This is a genomic window from Pseudomonas sp. P8_241, assembly GCF_034008315.1.
In the GTDB taxonomy this organism is placed as follows: Bacteria; Pseudomonadota; Gammaproteobacteria; order Pseudomonadales; family Pseudomonadaceae; genus Aquipseudomonas.
The window spans coordinates 4,415,722-4,434,505 of the sequence record NZ_CP125377.1 but is presented as its reverse complement, the minus strand read 5'-3'; the positions used below and the strand labels follow the sequence as shown (position 1 = coordinate 4,434,505).

Sequence of the window (18,784 nt, the reverse complement as noted above, 5' to 3'; positions counted from 1 at the left end):
TTCCTTTCGCAAATTCGCAAGGTTCATGTCAGACCGCTACCAGCACGACAGCGCCAATGACCAGCACGGCACCCGCAGCCATCGAGGCGGCATACCAACGCAGTTGACCGGTCTCGGTACGGCTCAGGGCGGTGTGACCGCCTTTGGCCATGCGCGGGATCAGACCGATGGTCTGGTCGAGCGGGTCTTTGCGCAGGATGTGGCTGATCGCCAGGTAAGGCTTGACGAACAGTTTGTCGTAGATCCAGTCGAAGCCCCAGGCAGCGAACCACCAGGCCGAGAGGAAACGGCCGATGCCGCTGTTGGCGATGGCGGTGACGAAGCGACGCTTGCCGAGGAACAGCAGCGCAGCCAGCAGGATACCGGCCAGGGCGATGGCGCCCGAAGCGATTTCCAGGCTGTGCTTGGCTTCGCCGCCGGCATGACCGACGCTTTGTGGCAGCACACCGTGCAGCGGTGGAACGATCATCGCGCCGATGAAGGTCGACAATACGATCAGCACCGACAGCGGCAGCCAGTGGGCAATGCCGTGACCGGCGTGGGCTTCGGTCTTCGCTTCACCGTGGAACGCGATGAAGATCAGGCGGAAGGTGTACAGCGAGGTCATGAACGCGCCGACCAGACCTGCGTAGAGCAGACCGTTGTTGCCGCTGGCGAACGCTTCCCAGAGGATTTCGTCCTTGGAGTAGAAGCCTGCGGTGACCAGAGGCAGGGCCGCCAGGGCCGCGCCGCCGACGATGAAGCTGGCGTAGGCCAGTGGCAGTTTCTTCCACAGACCGCCCATCTTGAAGATGTTCTGCTCGTGGTGGCAGGCAACGATCACCGCACCGGAAGCAAGGAACAGCAGGGCCTTGAAGAAGGCGTGGGTCATCAGGTGAAAGATCGCGCCGTCCCAGGCACCAACGCCCAGGGCCAGGAACATGTAGCCGATCTGGCTCATGGTCGAGTAGGCGAGGATACGCTTGATGTCGGTCTGAACCAGGGCTGCGAAGCCCGCCAGAACCAGGGTCACGCCGCCAACGATGCCCACCAGGTGCAGGATTTCCGGCGCCAGGGTGAACAGGCCGTGGGTACGGGCGATCAGGTAGACACCGGCGGTCACCATGGTTGCCGCGTGGATCAGTGCCGAAACCGGGGTAGGACCTGCCATCGCGTCCGCCAGCCAGGTTTGCAGCGGCAGTTGCGCGGATTTACCGACAGCACCACCGAGCAGCATCAGGGTGGCCATGACCATCCAGAAGTCGCCGGCCTGGAATTTCTGCGGTGCCAGCACCAGCAGTTCCTGGACGTTCAGCGTGCCCAGTTGGGCAAACAGAATGAACAGGCCGATGGCCATGAACACGTCACCGATACGGGTCACGATGAAGGCCTTGAGTGCGGCGTTACCGTTGTTGCGGTTGCTGTAGTAGAAACCGATCAACAGGTACGAGCACAGGCCCACGCCTTCCCAGCCGAAGTACAGGAACAACAGGTTATCGCCCAGCACCAGGAACAGCATGCTGGCGATAAACAGGTTGGTGTACGCGAAGAAGCGCGAGTAACCGTCTTCACCGCGCATGTACCAGGACGCGAACAGGTGGATCAGGAAGCCGACGCCGACAACCACGCCGAGCATGGTCACGGACAGGCCGTCCAGATACAGCGCGAAGTTCGGCGTGAAGCCTTCCACCGCCATCCACTGCCACAACACCTGGGTGTAGTGACCGCCTTCTGGCGGGGCGACGTTGAATTGCCAGATCACGTAGGCGGTAACGATCGCCGACAGACCGATGGAACCCACGCCGATCAGTGCGGCCAGGTTTTCCGAGATGCGTCCACGGGAGAACGACAGCAGCAGGAAACCAATGAGAGGGAATACGAAAGTCAGAAAGAGTAGGTTCATCCGCGCATCTCACTGGCAGCGTCGATATCGAGCGTGTGGAAGCGGCGATACAGTTGCAGCAGGATCGCCAGGCCAATACTGGCCTCGGCGGCTGCCAGGCTGATCACCAGGATGAACATGATCTGTCCATCCGGCTGCGCCCAGCGGCTACCGGCAACGATGAACGCGAGTGCAGAGGCGTTCATCATCACTTCAAGACTCATCAACACAAACAAAATGTTGCGGCGGACCATCAGGCCGACCAGACCGAGGCAGAACAGGATGCCGGCGACCGCCAGACCATGCTCCATAGGGATAGCAGGCATCGTCATTGCTCCTTGGCTTCGTTGCGGCCCAAGTGGAACGCCGTGACGGCTGCAGCGAGCAGCAGCATCGAGGCGAGTTCGACCACCAGCAGGTAAGGACCGAACAGGCTGATGCCCACGGCCTTGGCGTCTACGGTGGTGTGGCCGATGGCTTCACCGGTCTGGTGGGAGAACAGCACATACAGCAGTTCTACCAGCAGCAGCGCGGCGAGCAGGACGGGCCCGCCCCAGATGCCGGGCTTGAGCCAGACGCGCTCTTGCTGAACCGAGGCCGGGCCAAGGTTCAGCATCATCACCACGAACACGAACAGCACCATGATGGCGCCAGCGTAGGCGATCACTTCCAGGACACCGGCAAACGGTGCGCCGAGGGCAAAGAACGTCATGGCCACGGCGATCAGCGAAATGATCAGGTAGAGCAGGGCGTGCACAGGGTTGGTGTTGGTGATCACGCGAAGCGTGGACACCACAGCGATACCCGATGCGAAATAGAAAGCGAATTCCATCTTTCTTCCTTAAGGCAGCAAGCTCTTCACGTTGATCGGTTCGGCTTCATTTTGCGCGGAGCCTTTGGGCTTCCCGGCAATCGCCATACCTGCAACACGATAGAAGTTGTAATCAGGGTTTTTGCCGGGGCCGGAGATCAGCAGATCTTCTTTCTCGTAAACCAGGTCCTGACGTTTGAACTCGGCCATTTCGAAATCCGGCGTGAGCTGGATCGCGGTGGTCGGGCAGGCTTCCTCGCAGAGGCCGCAAAAGATGCAGCGCGAGAAGTTGATGCGGAAGAAGTCCGGGTACCAGCGACCGTCTTCGGTTTCAGCTTTCTGCAGCGAGATGCAACCGACCGGGCACGCCACGGCGCACAGGTTGCACGCTACACAACGCTCTTCACCGTCAGGGTCGCGGGTCAGGACGATACGCCCACGGTAGCGCGGCGGCAGGTAGACCGCCTCTTCCGGGTACTGCAGCGTGTCGCGCTTGCGGAAGGCGTGGCCGAAAATCATCACCAGGCTGCGAAGCTGGGTGTAGAAGCCATGCACGATGTCAAATATGTACTTCATGATTCTCTATCCTCACTGAGCCGCGACGGCGGGCGTGTTGAGCAACACGATCGCAGCGGTCACCAGCATGTTGACGAGGGTCAGCGGCAAGCAGAACTTCCAGCTGAAATCCATCACTTGGTCATACCGTGGGCGCGGAATCGAGGCGCGCAACAGAATGAAGATCATGATGAAGAACGCGGTTTTCAGTGCGAACCAGATGAACGGGATCTGCGGCAGGATGCCGAACGGACCGTGCCAGCCACCGAAGAACAAGGTCACCAGCAGCGCCGAAATCAGCACGATACCGATGTACTCGCCGACGAAGAACATGCCCCATTTCATGCCGGCGTATTCAATGTGGTAACCGTCGGCCAGTTCCTGTTCCGCTTCCGGCTGGTCGAACGGGTGACGGTGAGTCACGGCGACGCCAGCGATGAAGAAGGTCAGGAAACCGAAGATCTGCGGAATGATGAACCACAGGTTCTGCGCTTGGTATTCAACGATGTCGCGCATGTTGAACGAGCCGACCTGGATCACGATGCCCATCAGCGACAGGCCCATGAACACTTCGTACGACACGGTTTGTGCCGAGGCCCGCAAGCTGCCCAGCAGGGCAAACTTGTTGTTGCTCGACCAACCGGCGAACAGCACCGCGTAGACCGACAGGCCAGCCATGGCGAAGAAGAACAGGATGCCGATGTTGATGTCCGCCACGCCCCAGGTCGGGGTGATCGGGATGATCGCGAAGGCAATCAGCAGGGCGCTCATGGCGACTACCGGTGCCAGGGTGAAGATCATCTTGTCGGCGAATGGAGGCGTCCAGTCTTCCTTGAAGAACATCTTGATCATGTCGGCGGCGATCTGGAACGCGCCGAACGGACCCACGCGGTTCGGACCGTAACGGTCCTGCCAGAGGGCGAGCAGACGACGCTCGACCCAGCTGAGCAGGGCACCGCACACCACCACGGCGAGCAGAATCACCACGGCCTTGAGGACCGCGATGATCACGTCGATCACTTCAGGAGTGAACCAGGTCATTGAGCTGCCTCCTGCAGACCGTCAACGGATTTGCCAAAGATCGCTGGCGGAATGCCGGCGATGCCCGCAGGCAGTGCGACCAGACCGGCGCCCAGCTCTTCGTTGATGCGCAGCGGCAGACGCAGGGTCTGGCCGGCCACGTTCAGGCTCAGCATGGCACCGTCGTTGACGCCCAGACGGTCGGCTTCGGACTTGGCCAGTGCAACATAAGCCGCCGGAATGCGTTCCTGAACCGGAGCGGCTTTGGAAGAGTTCTCTTCGCTGCCGAACAGGTGGAAGAACGGCACAACCTGCCAGGTACCTGGAGCAGGGTTGAACGCGCGCGGAACACTGGCGAACCAGTTCAGCGAATCACCAGCGCTTTCGATCAGGCGGGTGCCCGGGTCGCCAGCGCGGATGTGACCACCGACTTCGTCCTGGAACTTGTTCCAGGCTTGCGGCGAGTTCCAGCCCGGAGACCAGGCGAATGGCACTTGCTGACGCGGTTCGGCCGAGCCCGAGTAACCTTCCATCGAGAAGGCAAACGCGGTGTCCTTGTCCTGCGGGGTACGCGGTTCGTGCACGCTGATGTCGGCGCGCATGGCGGTACGACCGGAGTAACGCAGCGGTTCGCGGGCCAGTTTCATGCCCTTGATGCGGAACGCGGCGGACGGTGCGGCATCGACGATGCGATTGAGGATCGACGTGCTCGAAGCAACGGCGGCGGTGGCGTGGTCCAGCTGGGTCCAGTCAATCGGCTGGTTCAGCAGGGTGGCGCGCAGGGCATGCAGCCAGCGCCAGCCTTCGTGAACCAGGATGCTGGCATCCATGTACTTCGGATCGAAAACCTGGAAGAAGCGCTGGGCGCGGCCTTCCTGGCTGACCAGCGTACCGTCGCCCTCGGCGAAGCTGGCGGCCGGCAGAACCAGGTGCGCGCGGTCGCTGGTGGCAGTCTTCTGATGGTCGGCAACGATCACCACTTTCGCGGCGGTCAGGGCGGCATCAACCTTGGTTTTGTCGGTACGGGTGTACAGATCGTTTTCCAGCACGACGATGGCGTCCGCTTTACCGTCGATCACGGCTTGCAGCGCGGCGTCGACCGATTCACCACCGAGCATGGCCAGGCCGAGGCTGTTGGCCTCCGGCACGATCAGGCTGATGGAACCGTTCTTCTCGCGCAGCTTCAACGCTTTGGCGATGTTCGCGGCGGCTTCGATCAGGGCTTTGGAGCCCAGGGAAGTGCCGGCGATGATCAGTGGGCGCTTGGCCGCGAGCAGGGCGTCGGCGATGCGCTTGGCCAGTTCGAGGGCTTCGGCGTCCAGGCCTTCAACGGCCGGTGCGCTGGCGTCGAGGGCGTGAGCCACGGCGAAACCGATGCGGGCCAGGTCGTCTGGAGCGGCGTGAACGCACTCTTCGGCGATGTCGTCGAGTTTGGTTTCAGCCAGGCTGGCGATGAACAGCGGGTTCAGCGCGTGCTGACCGATGTTCTTCACCGCGGCGTCGAGCCAAGGCTGAACGCGCATGGCGTCGGCCATGTCTTCAGCTTTGCCTTTGACCGATTGACGCAGGGACAGGGCCATGCGCGCAGCAGTTTGAGTCAGGTCTTCACCGAGGACGAACACGGCGTCGTGGTCTTCGATGTCACGCATGTTCGGTACCGGCAGCGGGCTGTCTTTGAGCACCTGCAGGACCAGACGGATGCGTTCCAGTTCGGACGCTTCGATACCCGAGTAGAAGTGCTCGGCACCGACCAGCTCGCGCAACGCGTAGTTGCTTTCGAGGCTGGCGCGAGGCGAACCGATACCGACGATGTTGCGACCGCGCAGCAGGTCGGCAGCTTTATCCAGCGCTTCGTCGAGGCTCAGCTTGGCGCCGTTGGCCAGCAATGGCTGACGCGGGCGGTCTTCGCGGTTGACGTAGCCATAGCCGAAACGGCCACGGTCGCACAGGAAGTACTGGTTCACCGAACCGTTGAAACGGTTTTCGATGCGACGCAGTTCGCCGTAACGTTCGCCCGGGGAGATGTTGCAACCGCTGGAGCAGCCATGGCAGATGCTCGGCGAGAACTGCATGTCCCACTTGCGGTTGTAGCGCTCGGAGTGAGTCTTGTCGGTGAACACACCGGTCGGGCAGACCTCGGTGAGGTTGCCGGAGAACTCGCTTTCCAGGGTGCCGTCTTCAACGCGACCGAAGTACACGTTGTCGTGGGCGCCGAATACACCGAGGTCGGTGCCGCCAGCGTAGTCTTTATAGAAGCGCACGCAGCGGTAGCAAGCGATGCAGCGGTTCATTTCGTGGGAAATGAACGGGCCCAGTTGCTGGTTCTGGTGGGTACGCTTGGTGAAGCGGTAACGGCGCTCGTTGTGGCCGGTCATTACCGTCATGTCTTGCAGGTGGCAGTGACCGCCTTCTTCACAGACCGGGCAGTCGTGAGGGTGGTTGGTCATCAACCATTCAACAACACTGGCGCGAAAGGCCTTGGATTCTTCATCTTCGATGGAGATCCAGGTGCCGTCGGTGGCAGGCGTCATGCAGGACATCACGATACGACCACGGGTGTCGTTCTCGTCGGTGTACTGCTTGACCGCGCACTGGCGGCAAGCGCCAACGCTGCCTAGGGCAGGGTGCCAGCAGAAATAAGGAATATCGAGGCCTAGCGACAGACATGCCTGTAACAGGTTGTCTGCCCCATCGACTTCGAGCTCTTTGCCGTCTACGTGGATAGTGGCCATGGTTCAAAGTTCTTCGTTGGCCCGGTGTCAGCGGGCGTGGCTAATGGAATCTTGTTATCCGCGTGAATCAACACAGCCGTTAAAGGCGTCATCACACGAAAAGCGAAGGGCACGGACCCTTCGCCTTTTTTAAGCGTTTACGCGCCGACTACGATCGGCCTTGCCAGAGGCGGGACGGCGGCGCTGACAGGCGCGATACCGGCTTCGAACTCAGGACGGAAGTATTTGATTGCGCTGCCCAACGGCTCCACGGCGCCCGGTGCGTGAGCACAGAAGGTTTTGCCTGGGCCGAGGAAACCGACCAGACCCAGCAGGGTCTCGATGTCGCCGGGCTGGCCTTCACCGTTCTCGATGGCCATCAGGAGCTTGACGCTCCATGGCAAGCCATCGCGGCACGGGGTGCAGAAACCACAGGATTCGCGGGCGAAGAACTGCTCCATGTTGCGCAGCAGGGACACCATGTTGACGCTGTCGTCCACCGCCATGGCCAGGCCGGTACCCATACGGGTGCCTACTTTGGCGATGCCGCCGGCGTACATTTGTGCGTCCAGGTGTTCCGGCAACAGGAAACCGGTACCGGCGCCGCCAGGCTGCCAGCACTTGAGCGTGTAACCGTCGCGCATGCCGCCGGCGTAGTCTTCGAACAGCTCGCGACCGGTGACGCCGAACGGCAGTTCCCACAGGCCCGGGTTCTTGACCTTGCCGGAAAAGCCCATGAGCTTGGTGCCCATGTCTTCGCTGCCTTCACGAGCCAACGATTTGTACCAGTCCACGCCGTCGGCAATGATCGCCGGCACGTTGCACAGGGTTTCAACGTTGTTCACGCAAGTCGGCTTGCCCCACACGCCTACGGCGGCAGGGAAGGGCGGCTTGGAGCGCGGGTTGGCGCGGCGGCCTTCGAGGGAGTTGATCAGTGCGGTTTCTTCACCGCAGATGTAACGCCCGGCACCGGTGTGGACGAACAGCTCGAAATCGAAGCCGCTGCCCAGAATGTTCTTGCCCAGCAGGCCCGCCGCCTTGGCTTCTTCCACGGCACGGTTCAGGTGCTTGGCGGCGGTGGTGTATTCGCCACGCAGGAAGATGTAGCCACGGTAGGTTTTCAGCGCGCGAGCACTGATCAGCATGCCTTCGATCAGCAGATGGGGCAGTTGCTCCATCAGCATGCGGTCTTTCCAGGTGTTCGGCTCCATTTCATCCGCGTTGCACAGCAGGTAGCGGATGTTGATGGATTCGTCCTTGGGCATCAGGCCCCACTTAACGCCAGTGGGGAAGCCTGCACCGCCACGGCCCTTGAGGCCTGCGTCTTTCACGGTCTGGACGATGTCGTCCTGAGCCATGTCGGCGAAAGCCTTGCGTGCAGCGGCATAACCGTTCTTGGCCTGGTACTCGTCGAGCCACACGGCTTCGCCGTCGTCACGCAGACGCCAGGTCAGCGGATGAGTCTCGGCCGAACGCTTGATGCGGTTGGCCGGACCGAAAGAAGTCAGGGTCATACGTAGCCCTCGAGCAATTTGGCAACGCCTGCTGGCTGCACATCACCGAACGTGTCGTCGTCGATCATCAACGCCGGCGCCTTGTCGCAGTTGCCGAGGCAGCAGACCGGCAGCAGGGTGAAACGACCGTCGGCGGTGGTTTGACCCAGGCCGATGCCGAGCTTGCTCTGGATTTCGCTGACCACGGACTCGTGGCCGCCGATGTAGCAGACCATGCTGTCGCAGACGCGAATGATGTGACGGCCCACTGGCTGACGGAAGATCTGGCTGTAGAACGTCGCCACGCCTTCAACGTCGCTCGCCGGGATGCCGAGGATCTCGCCGATGGCGTACAGAGCGCCGTCCGGCACCCAGCCACGTTCCTTCTGGACGATCTTCAGGGCTTCGATCGACGCCGCGCGCGGGTCTTCGTAGTGATGCAACTCGTGCTCGATGGCCGAGCGCTCGGTTTCACTCAAGGTGAAACGGTCTGTCTGGATAAGCGTGCTGTTCATGCTTAGCGGTCCACGTCGGCCATAACGAAATCGATACTACCCAGGTACGCAATCAAATCCGCGACCATGCTGCCTTTGATCACCGAAGGGATCTGCTGCAAGTGCGGGAAGCTTGGGGTACGAATCCGGGTGCGGTAGCTCATGGTGCCGCCATCGCTCGTCAGGTAATAACTGTTGATGCCCTTGGTCGCTTCGATCATCTGGAAGGATTCGTTGGCCGGCATGACCGGGCCCCACGAAACTTGCAGGAAGTGCGTGATCAAGGTTTCGATGTGCTGCAGGGTGCGCTCTTTCGGCGGCGGCGTGGTCAGCGGGTGATCCGCCTTGTACGGGCCTTCCGGCATGTTGCGCATGCACTGGTCGATGATCTTGATGCTCTGGCGCATTTCTTCGACGCGCACGATGCAACGGTCATAGGCATCGCCATTGGCGGCCAGCGGCACTTCGAATTCGAAGTTCTCGTAGCCCGAGTACGGACGCGCTTTACGCAGGTCGAAATCGCAACCGGTCGAACGCAGGCCGGCACCGGTGACGCCCCATTCCAGGGCCTCTTTGGTGTTGTAGGCGGCGACGCCGATGGTCCGGCCACGCAGGATGCTGTTGTCCAGTGCGGCTTTCTGGTATTCGTCCAGACGCTTTGGCATCCACTCGACGAAGTCTTTAACCAGTTTTTCCCAGCCACGAGGCAGGTCGTGGGCGACACCACCGATGCGGTACCAGGCCGGGTGCAGACGGAAACCGGTAATGGCTTCGATCACCGTGTACGCCTTCTGGCGGTCGGTGAAGGTGAAGAACACCGGGGTCATGGCGCCGACGTCCTGGATGTAGGTCCCCAGGAACAACAGGTGGCTGGTGATCCGGAAGAATTCGGCCATCATGATGCGGATGACGTCGACCTTCTCCGGCACCTTGATGCCGGCCAGCTTCTCGACCGAGAGCACGTACGGCAGGTTGTTCATCACGCCGCCGAGGTAGTCGATACGGTCGGTGTACGGGATGAAGCTGTGCCAGGACTGACGCTCGGCCATCTTCTCGGCACCACGGTGGTGGTAACCGATGTCCGGAACGCAATCGACGATCTCTTCACCGTCCAGCTGCAGGATGATGCGGAATGCACCGTGCGCCGAAGGGTGGTTCGGGCCGAGGTTGAGGAACATGTAGTCCTCGTTCGGGCCGGAACGCTTCATGCCCCAGTCTTCAGGCTTGAAGCGCGCGGCTTCTTCCTCGAGCTGTTGCTTGGCCAGCGTCAGGCTGAACGGATCGAACTCGGTGGCACGGGCCGGGAAGTCCTTGCGCAGCGGGTGACCTTCCCAGGTCGGCGGCATCATGATGCGCGTCAGGTGCGGGTGGCCTTTGAAGTCGATGCCGTACATGTCCCAGACTTCGCGCTCGTACCAGTTGGCGTTCGGCCAGATGCTGGTGACGGTCGGCAGACTGAGATCGCTTTCGGACAGCGCGACCTTGATCATGACGTCGCTGTTACGCTCGATCGACATCAAGTGGTAGAACACGGAGAAGTCGGCGCCGCTTGGCAGCCCTTGACGCTTGGTGCGCAGACGCTCGTCCACGCCGTGCAGGTCATAGAGCATGACGTACGGCTTGGGCAGGTTGCGCAGGAAGGTCAGGACTTCGACGAGTTTGGCACGGGCAACCCAAAGCACCGGCATGCCGGTGCGGGTAGGCTGGGCGGTGAACGCCTCCGGGCCAAAACGGTTGTTCAGTTCGACGACCACATCCTGGTCGTCTGCCTTGTAAGGCGGGATGTACAGAGCACTGCCTGTAGTCATGGTTATTTATCGCTTTCGGTCAACGTAAAGAATGAAGCCAGTTTCTCGTTCTATTAAAGAAGCAGATCTGGATCAGACTTCGTCGGGGCTGCGCAGGTTGGTGACTGCGATACGCTGTTCGCGGCGCTTTTCCTTTTCGGAAGGCATCTCGGCGCGATAAACGCCTTGATCGCCAACGACCCAGGAAAGTGGACGACGCTCCTGGCCAATCGACTCCTGCAACAGCATCAAGCCTTGCAGAAAAGCTTCAGGGCGGGGTGGGCAGCCAGGCACGTAGACGTCCACGGGCAGGAACTTGTCCACCCCTTGAACGACCGAGTAGATGTCGTACATGCCACCGGAGTTGGCGCACGAACCCATGGAGATGACCCATTTAGGCTCGAGCATTTGCTCGTAGAGACGCTGAATGATCGGCGCCATCTTGATGAAGCAGGTACCGGCGATAACCATGAAATCCGCCTGACGCGGCGATGCCCGGATAACCTCGGCGCCAAAGCGCGCGATGTCGTGGGGCGCCGTGAAGGCGGTGGTCATTTCCACGTAGCAGCACGAAAGACCGAAGTTATACGGCCACAGGGAGTTCTTGCGTCCCCAGTTGATCGTGCCGTTAAGCACGTCTTCGAGCTTGCCCATGAAAATGTTTTTGTGGACTTGATCTTCTAACGGATCGGAAACGGTTTCCCGTTCGCCAATCGGATACTGCTCGTTAGGAGCATCGGGGTCGATCCTGGTGAGATTGTATTGCATTGCCAAAGCCTCATTGTTTCAGCTTCGCTTGCCGCTTGCGCCGAGCTTCCGGAGCCCAGTCAAGGGCGCCCACTCGGAATAGGTAGACAAGGCCTGCCAACAGAATTGCTATGAAAACGAGAGCTTCGACGAATCCGGTCCAGCCGCTTTCGCGGACGGACACAGACCATGCAAAGAGAAAGAGGGCTTCGATATCGAAGATCACGAAGAGCATCGCGACCAGATAGAATTTGGCTGAGAGCCGCAAGCGGGCGCCACCTGTAGGTAGCATGCCGGACTCGAACGGTTCGTTTTTGCTGCGGCCCCAGGCTTTTGACCCAAGGAGGCTGGAGACGCCCAGCATGAAGGCGCAGAGGCCGACGACGCCTAGAAGGAAAATGGCAAAGCCCCAGTTGTGGGCCATGAGTCCTGTCGCTTCGGGCATGCTGGTAATCCTTAACAGAGAGCAAAGGTCTCTGAGCTTGAAAAAGTAACAACGCAGTGACGATATGTCGCAGCAATCAATCCCGCTGATTTTATGGCTAAACACCCAGCAAGTAAAATTCCTATGGCGAAATTTATTATAGGAATAAGGACATAGCGCACTGGAAACCCCCCACAGGCCTTGCACCTTGGGCATTAGCCGGCATTTCGTGAATTATGTTTTGTTGGGAATGTAACGAACATAGTTTGCGCTAAATGATAATCAATAGTGTTTGTGTCGGTTTTTAAACTGCTTGTCGTTCGGGCGCTCGGAAAGTTGTCTTATATGAGCGTTACTGCAAGTAGAGACGGTGAGCGTTTTAGCGGATTTTTCTGACAGCCGCAGCGCTCTGGAAAAATGATTTCGAGCGGGCAGTGATCGTGATTGTGACGCATAACCTGTAGGAGCTGGCTTGCCAGCGAAGGCGTCCGTTGATTCAGTGCATGGCTTTCGGGCCTCTTCGCTGGCAAGCCTGCTCCTACAAGGGACGGTGAAATCGCAGGCAAAAAAACGCCCCGAACCAGTCGGGGCGTCAGATGTGCGGCGCTGCGGTTTCTAGTCGGTCCGCAGCTGCCGTTTACTCAAGCGAAGCAGATCAGTGGAACTGTTCCTCTTCGGTCGAACCGGTCAGTGCGGTTACCGAGGACGAGCCACCCTGGATCACGGTGGTCATGTCGTCGAAGTAGCCGGTCCCACCACCGTCCCCTGTAGGAGCGAGCCTGCTCGCGATGGTGGTCAACGATGACGCTGGGGGGGCGGATACCCTGCGGCGTCCTCAGGGTCATCGCGAGCAGGCTCGCTCCGACAGGGTTTTGCAGTGTTTTTGGAATCGCAGGCAAAAAAACGCCCCGAACCAGTCGGGGCGTCAGATGTGCGGCGTTGCGGTTTCTACTCGGTCCGCAGCGGCCGTTTACTCAAGCGAAGCAGATCAGTGGAACTGTTCTTCTTCAGTCGAACCGGTCAGTGCGGTTACCGAGGACGAGCCACCCTGGATCACGGTGGTCATGTCGTCGAAGTAGCCGGTGCCCACTTCCTGCTGGTGCGCCACGAAGGTGTAACCCTTGGAAGCGTCAGCGAATTCCTGCTCTTGCAGCTTCACGTAGGCAGTCATGTCGTTGCGGGCGTAGTCGTGCGCCAGGTTGAACATGCTGTGCCACATGTTGTGAATGCCGGCCAGGGTGATGAACTGGTGCTTGTAACCCATGGCTGACAGTTCGCGCTGGAACTTGGCGATGGTCGCGTCGTCCAGGTTTTTCTTCCAGTTGAAGGAAGGCGAGCAGTTGTACGACAGCAGTTGGTCCGGGTATTCCTTCTTGATCGCTTCAGCGAAGCGACGAGCCTCGTCCAGGTCTGGCTTGGCAGTTTCGCACCAGATCAGGTCGGCGTACGGAGCGTAAGCCAGGCCGCGGGCGATTGCCTGGTCCAGGCCAGCGCGTACTTTGTAGAAGCCTTCCTGGGTACGTTCGCCGGTCACGAATGGCTGGTCGTACGGGTCGCAGTCCGAAGTCAGCAGGTCAGCAGCGTTGGCGTCGGTACGGGCCAGGATGATGGTCGGAGTACCGGCAACGTCAGCTGCCAGACGGGCAGCGGTCAGCTTCTGTACGGCTTCCTGGGTAGGAACCAGTACCTTGCCGCCCATGTGGCCGCATTTTTTCACGGAGGCCAGTTGGTCTTCGAAGTGAACGCCAGCGGCGCCTGCTTCGATCATGCTCTTCATCAGCTCGTAAGCGTTCAGTACGCCGCCGAAACCGGCTTCAGCGTCAGCAACGATTGGCGCGAAGTAGTCGATGTAGCCGTCGTCGCCCGGGTTCTTGCCGGCTTTCCACTGGATCTGGTCGGCACGACGGAACGAGTTGTTGATGCGCTTGACCACGGTTGGAACCGAGTCCACCGGGTACAGCGACTGGTCCGGGTACATCGATTCGGCGGAGTTGTTGTCCGCAGCCACTTGCCAGCCCGACAGGTAGATGGCCTGGATACCGGCTTTGACTTGTTGTACAGCCTGGCCGCCGGTCAGGGCGCCCATGCAGTTGACGAAATCTTTCTCAGGGCGGAAGGCAGGCTTGGCACCCTGGGTGACCAGGTTCCACAGCTTCTCGGCGCCCATTTTTGCAAAGGTGTGCTCAGGTTGAACCGAGCCACGCAGACGGACGACGTCAGCAGCGGAGTAAGTGCGTGTCACGCCTTTCCAGCGCGGGTTTTCAGCCCAGTCTTTTTCGAGGGCTGCAATTTGCTGTTCGCGTGTCAGTGCCATGGAGATAAACCTCGTCGCGTCTTTTATGAAAAGTTGTAGTGCGGTGGAAAATTCCTGCGCTCGCTGACCAGAAGCTTGGGGGTCAGGTCGGGTCCGGCGGGGAGGGCGACGGGATGAACGATGGGCTCGAGGGGAAGTGAGCAGGTAAAGGCTGACTGCGGGCGCATTCGGGCGTCGTGGGCCTTGGTACGAACATCAGTGTGGTGCCGGGTTACCTATTACGCTTCCGTCCCTCGGGACAACTTCGTTCCAGTCGACAACCTCGTCAAACACACCTTGTAGGCGGTACAGACACGAAGCGGTTCGCGGGGTAGTTGCGAACATCGCCTCGAAGGCCCTTGCCAGGGCCTCTGATTAGCGGGAGCGAGGCCATCATGCCTTCGCTTTTTTGCCTCGTCAAACGTTTTGTAGTGCTTTTTTTCAAGCACTACATCTTTGGTCTAATACGACTCCTCAGTCAGTTTTTGGTGCTTTAGTCCAGGGTGTCGACTTTTACCCGCAAGGTCATGTCGTCGCGGCTTTGGGTCGCGTAGCTGCGGCTCATGCCCTGTTTGTCGGCTTGTGTCTGGCCATTTACCCCGGCCAGCAGGATCCACTCACCAAGGCGACCGGTGACGGTTGTGTCGGTGCTTTGCACGTTCACTACATCGGGGCGTTCCTGGCTCATGCGGTCACGGTTGGTGCTGATGGACAGGTGGACGATATCGCCGGTGACGTTTGCGGTGACGTAGAAACCTTGTGTGACGTTGCGGTATTCGGTCTGACTGCGCAGGTCGCCGTAGGAGTCGGTCTGCGAACTGGTCAGCGGCACGCTTTGGCCGACCTGGATCAGTGCGGGTGTGCCTTCACTGGCCTGCACTTGCTGGGTGCCACCGTCACGACTGTCGGTGCTGTAACTGATGATGCGGGTCTGGCTTGGCTTGGTGCCGTTCACTGAGTAACCCTGATCACCCTGAGCGTTGCTGTCGCTGGTGTCGACCGTGATCAGCAGGCGCTTGGGTGCGGTATCGAGTTGCGAAATAAGGGCTTTAAGTTCGTCGATCTTGCGTTGATCGGCATTGACGATGAGTTGATTGCCGTAAGCGCTGACTTGGCCGTCCTTGCCGATGAAATCCTGCGCCACCGGCAGCAGATTTGCACTGGTCTGGTAGTTCAGGGGCACGATTTCGGTGGCTGCCATGACCGAAAAACTGCAGGTCACCAGTAGGGTGGTGAGCAGGGTGCGTAGGGACATATCCGTTATCTCCGACTTTGTGGTGTGTGTAGGAGCGAGCTTGCTCGCGATGGGCGTGAACGATATCGCGCGTTGTCTGGAAAGAATGCGGCGCCCTCAAGTTCATCGCGAGCAAGCTCACTCCTACAGGTGTTGATAGTGCCAGTTTGTCGGCCTTGGATGGGGCAAGTTGAATGGTAGACAGCAAAACGCCCCGGCATCCGAAGATGGCGGGGCGTTTTGTGATGTTTGCATGCAGCTTTTGTGGCGAGGGAGCAAGCTCCCTCGCCACAAGGTCTTAAGCAGAATGGCGAACCATGTCTACGTGCGGAATCCCTGCTTCCAGGAACTCTTCGCTGACCATATGAAAGCCCAGGCGCTCATAGAACGCCGTAGCCTGCACCTGGGCGCTCAGCATCTGCTGCTTCAGTCCACGCTCTTCGGCTTCACCGATGACCGCTTGCATCAGTGCATCGCCGACCTTCAAGCCGCGCCAGTCCTTGAGCACCGATACCCGGCCGACATGACCGTCGGGCAGCAGGCGGGCGGTGCCAATCGGAAAGTCGCCTTCGTAGGCGAGAAAATGCACTGCATCAATGTCATCAGCGTCCCATTCCAATTCTGGCGGAACGGATTGCTCGGCAACGAACACCGTCTCACGAATGCGCCGGATCTCGGTGTTGTCCTTCTGCCAGTTTGCGACACGTACGTGAATCTTATTCATCGGCGAACCCCAGGCTTCCCTGCTTGACCAGTTCACACAGCAGGCCGCGGCCGTCTTCGTCGCTCAGCCATGCACCCAGGTTGTCGACGTGCAGCGCGTCGGCGGCGCAGATCATCTTCAGCAGTTCGCGCAGTTTGCCCGGCAGATAACGGCTCTGGCCGCTGGCGAACAGCAGCAGGTCGTCATCGACTTCAGACCAGGCCAGGCGTGCGCTCGGATTGCGGATCAGTACCGCGCCTTCTTCCAGTGCGCTCAGGACGTCGTCTTCTGCGATGTCTTCCGGGCCAACTACCAGCTCAGGGTAACGCGGCTCGGTCATGAATTGGCCGAACCAGGTCAGCAGCAGGCGCTCGTCGCTCATGTGCTCGGCCAGCAGGCTTTTCAAGCGGTCGAGTGCGTCATGCTGGATCTGGTGTGGATCGGTCGCAGGCTGCGCGTCGGCGTCCGTGTAGCGCTCTTCGTCCGGCAGAAACTGGCTGAGGAAGTCGGTGAAGTGGGTCAACACTTCAGCAGCGCTTGGAGCGCGGAAACCGACCGAGTAGGTCAGGCAGTCGTCGACGGCCACGCCGCAGTGAGCCAGGCGTGGTGGCAGGTACAGCATGTCGCCCGGTTCCAGAACCCACTCATCGGTGGCTTCGAATTCAGCGAGGATTCGCAGGTCCGCGTGTTGCAGCAGCGGGCTTTCGGAGTCGCACATCTGGCCGATCTTCCAGTTGCGCTTGCCATGGCCTTGCAACAGGAACACGTCGTAGTTGTCAAAGTGTGGACCGACACTGCCACCTGGGGCGGCGAAACTGATCATGACGTCGTCGATGCGCCAGCTTGGCAGAAAGCGGAAATTTTCCAGCAGCTCGCTGACTTCCGGTACGAACTGGTCAACGGCTTGAACCAGCAGGGTCCAGTCACGTTCCGGCAGCTTGCTGAATTCATCTTCGGCAAATGGGCCGCGACGCAATTCCCATGGGCGCTCGCCATTTTCGATGATCAGTCGCGATTCGACTTCTTCTTCCAGTGCCAGGCCGGCCAGTTCGTCGGCGTCGATCGGGCTCTCGAAATCAGGAATCGCCTGGCGGATCAGCAGGGGTTTTTTCTGCCAGTAGTCGCGCAGGAACTCGCGTGCCGTGATACCGCCCAGAAGTTGCAGAGGAATGTCAGGATTCATGTGTAACCTATTGAAAAAAAGCACTTTCCATACGGGAATAAAAACGCCCGGCGCGGCCGGGCGTCTTAAAGGGGTCTAGCGGTCGATCAGATGCGTTTGGCTTGCTCTACAGCGTTACCGATGTAGTTCGCCGGGGTGAGCAATTTCAGCTCAGCCTTGGCGGCGGCCGGCATGTCCAGGCCGTCGATGAAAGTTTGCAACGCTTCGGGGCTGATGCCCTTGCCGCGGGTCAGTTCTTTCAGCTTTTCGTACGGGTTTTCGATGTTGTAGCGACGCATCACGGTCTGGATCGGCTCGGCCAATACTTCCCAGCAAGCGTCCAGGTCAGCGGCAATCTTTTGCTCGTTGAGCTCCAGTTTGCTGATGCCTTTGAGGCTGGCTTCGTACGCGATCACGCTGTGGGCAAAGCCGACGCCGAGGTTGCGCAGCACGGTGGAGTCGGTCAGGTCGCGCTGCCAGCGGGAGATTGGCAGTTTGCTCGCCAGGTGCTGGAACAGTGCGTTGGCGATACCCAGGTTGCCTTCGGAGTTTTCGAAGTCGATCGGGTTGACCTTGTGTGGCATGGTCGACGAGCCGATTTCGCCAGCGATGGTGCGCTGCTTGAAATAACCCAGGGAGATGTAGCCCCAGATGTCGCGGTCGAAGTCGATCAGGATGGTGTTGAAGCGTGCAATCGCGTCGAACAGCTCGGCAATGTAGTCGTGCGGTTCGATCTGCGTGGTGTACGGGTTGAAGCCCAGGCCCAGCTCGTCTTCGATGAAGGCGCGGGCGTTGGCTTCCCAGTCGATCTCGGGGTAGGCCGACAGGTGCGCGTTGTAGTTGCCGACAGCGCCGTTGATCTTGCCCAGCAGCGGCACGGCAGCGACTTGAGCGATCTGGCGCTCCAGACGGTAAACCACGTTCGCCAGTTCTTTGCCCAGGGTGGTCGGCGAGGCCGGTTGACCGTGGGTGCGCGACAGCATTGGCACGTCGGCGAAGCGGATGGCCAGTTCGCGGATGGCGTTGGCGGTCTGGCGCATCAGCGGCAGCATCACATCATCGCGGCCTTCGCGCAGCATCAGGGCGTGGGACAGGTTGTTGATGTCCTCGCTGGTGCAGGCAAAGTGGATGAACTCGCTGACCTTGGCCAGTTCCGGCAGCTTGGCCGCTTGCTCTTTGAGCAGGTATTCGATGGCTTTGACGTCGTGGTTGGTGGTGCGCTCGATCTCCTTGACACGCTCGGCGTGCTCCAGAGAGAAGTTTTCCGCCAGGGTATTGAGCACAGCGTTGGCTTCGGCGGAGAACGCCGGCACTTCGCTGATGGCAGGGTGAGCGGCCAGGCGCTGGAGCCAGCGCACTTCAACCAGAACGCGGGCACGGATCAGGCCGTACTCGCTGAAAATTGGGCGCAGGGCCTGGGTTTTGCCGGCGTAGCGGCCGTCAACAGGGGAAACCGCAGTGAGCGAAGAAAGCTGCATGGGGTGTTCTC

The 18,784-nt window shown here is 59.9% G+C and carries 17 protein-coding genes; all 17 read right to left on the bottom strand.

Features of this window, described 5'->3' with window-relative positions:
• Positions 1–28 precede the first annotated feature (28 nt).
• The 17 genes from nuoL to purB all read right to left on the bottom strand — a co-directional run bounded on the left by nuoL (position 29) and on the right by purB (position 18,773).
• Positions 29–1,882, bottom strand: coding sequence for an NADH-quinone oxidoreductase subunit L (gene nuoL, locus QMK58_RS19980; RefSeq protein ID WP_053161454.1), 1,854 nt, complete (start codon positions 1,880–1,882; stop codon positions 29–31).
• The gene (nuoK, locus tag QMK58_RS19975; RefSeq protein ID WP_007946416.1) at positions 1,879–2,187 is read right to left on the bottom strand and encodes an NADH-quinone oxidoreductase subunit NuoK; all 309 of its coding nucleotides are present in this window, start codon (positions 2,185–2,187) and stop codon (positions 1,879–1,881) included. The genes nuoL and nuoK overlap by 4 nt, the downstream gene beginning before the upstream one ends.
• A gap of 2 nt (positions 2,188–2,189) precedes the next feature.
• Complete coding sequence (gene nuoJ, locus QMK58_RS19970) at positions 2,190–2,693, bottom strand: NADH-quinone oxidoreductase subunit J (protein ID WP_053161453.1); 504 nt, start codon at positions 2,691–2,693, stop codon at positions 2,190–2,192.
• Between the two features lie 9 nt (positions 2,694–2,702).
• A complete protein-coding gene (nuoI, locus tag QMK58_RS19965; protein WP_177330210.1) occupies positions 2,703–3,248 on the bottom strand; it encodes an NADH-quinone oxidoreductase subunit NuoI in 546 nt (181 codons plus the stop codon).
• A 12-nt stretch (positions 3,249–3,260) separates the two neighbouring features.
• Complete coding sequence (gene nuoH, locus QMK58_RS19960) at positions 3,261–4,268, bottom strand: NADH-quinone oxidoreductase subunit NuoH (RefSeq protein WP_053161451.1); 1,008 nt, start codon at positions 4,266–4,268, stop codon at positions 3,261–3,263.
• The gene (nuoG, locus tag QMK58_RS19955; protein ID WP_053161450.1) at positions 4,265–6,979 is read right to left on the bottom strand and encodes an NADH-quinone oxidoreductase subunit NuoG; all 2,715 of its coding nucleotides are present in this window, start codon (positions 6,977–6,979) and stop codon (positions 4,265–4,267) included. The genes nuoH and nuoG overlap by 4 nt, the downstream gene beginning before the upstream one ends.
• 137 nt (positions 6,980–7,116) lie before the next feature.
• On the bottom strand, positions 7,117–8,472 hold the full coding sequence (gene nuoF, locus QMK58_RS19950) for an NADH-quinone oxidoreductase subunit NuoF (RefSeq protein ID WP_053161449.1): 1,356 nt from the start codon (positions 8,470–8,472) through the stop codon (positions 7,117–7,119).
• Positions 8,469–8,966 carry an NADH-quinone oxidoreductase subunit NuoE gene (gene nuoE, locus QMK58_RS19945; protein WP_008020715.1) on the bottom strand — a complete coding sequence of 166 codons (498 nt, stop codon included), beginning with the start codon at positions 8,964–8,966 and terminating at the stop codon, positions 8,469–8,471. Before nuoE ends, nuoF begins: the two co-directional genes overlap by 4 nt.
• Positions 8,967–8,968: 2 nt before the next feature.
• Entirely contained in the window at positions 8,969–10,753 is a 1,785-nt protein-coding gene (gene nuoC / locus QMK58_RS19940) for an NADH-quinone oxidoreductase subunit C/D (RefSeq protein ID WP_053161448.1), read from the bottom strand.
• A gap of 72 nt (positions 10,754–10,825) precedes the next feature.
• Entirely contained in the window at positions 10,826–11,500 is a 675-nt protein-coding gene (locus QMK58_RS19935; protein ID WP_007946424.1) for a NuoB/complex I 20 kDa subunit family protein, read from the bottom strand.
• Positions 11,501–11,510: 10 nt separating this feature from the next.
• On the bottom strand, positions 11,511–11,924 hold the full coding sequence (locus QMK58_RS19930; protein ID WP_003223812.1) for an NADH-quinone oxidoreductase subunit A: 414 nt from the start codon (positions 11,922–11,924) through the stop codon (positions 11,511–11,513).
• A gap of 634 nt (positions 11,925–12,558) precedes the next feature.
• Entirely contained in the window at positions 12,559–12,702 is a 144-nt protein-coding gene (locus QMK58_RS19925) for a hypothetical protein (RefSeq protein ID WP_320395302.1), read from the bottom strand.
• A gap of 189 nt (positions 12,703–12,891) precedes the next feature.
• Positions 12,892–14,217 (bottom strand): isocitrate lyase, encoded by a 1,326-nt coding sequence (gene aceA, locus QMK58_RS19920; RefSeq protein WP_034146910.1) that lies wholly within the window; start codon positions 14,215–14,217, stop codon positions 12,892–12,894.
• A 472-nt stretch (positions 14,218–14,689) separates the two neighbouring features.
• Positions 14,690–15,451 (bottom strand): secretin N-terminal domain-containing protein, encoded by a 762-nt coding sequence (locus tag QMK58_RS19915; RefSeq protein WP_053161447.1) that lies wholly within the window; start codon positions 15,449–15,451, stop codon positions 14,690–14,692.
• 277 nt (positions 15,452–15,728) lie between these two features.
• On the bottom strand, positions 15,729–16,154 hold the full coding sequence (locus QMK58_RS19910) for a GNAT family N-acetyltransferase (protein WP_053161446.1): 426 nt from the start codon (positions 16,152–16,154) through the stop codon (positions 15,729–15,731).
• Positions 16,147–17,316 carry a cupin domain-containing protein gene (locus tag QMK58_RS19905; protein WP_053161445.1) on the bottom strand — a complete coding sequence of 390 codons (1,170 nt, stop codon included), beginning with the start codon at positions 17,314–17,316 and terminating at the stop codon, positions 16,147–16,149. Before QMK58_RS19905 ends, QMK58_RS19910 begins: the two co-directional genes overlap by 8 nt.
• A gap of 86 nt (positions 17,317–17,402) precedes the next feature.
• A complete protein-coding gene (gene purB, locus QMK58_RS19900; RefSeq protein WP_007972090.1) occupies positions 17,403–18,773 on the bottom strand; it encodes an adenylosuccinate lyase in 1,371 nt (456 codons plus the stop codon).
• Between the last annotated feature and the right edge of the window lie 11 nt (positions 18,774–18,784).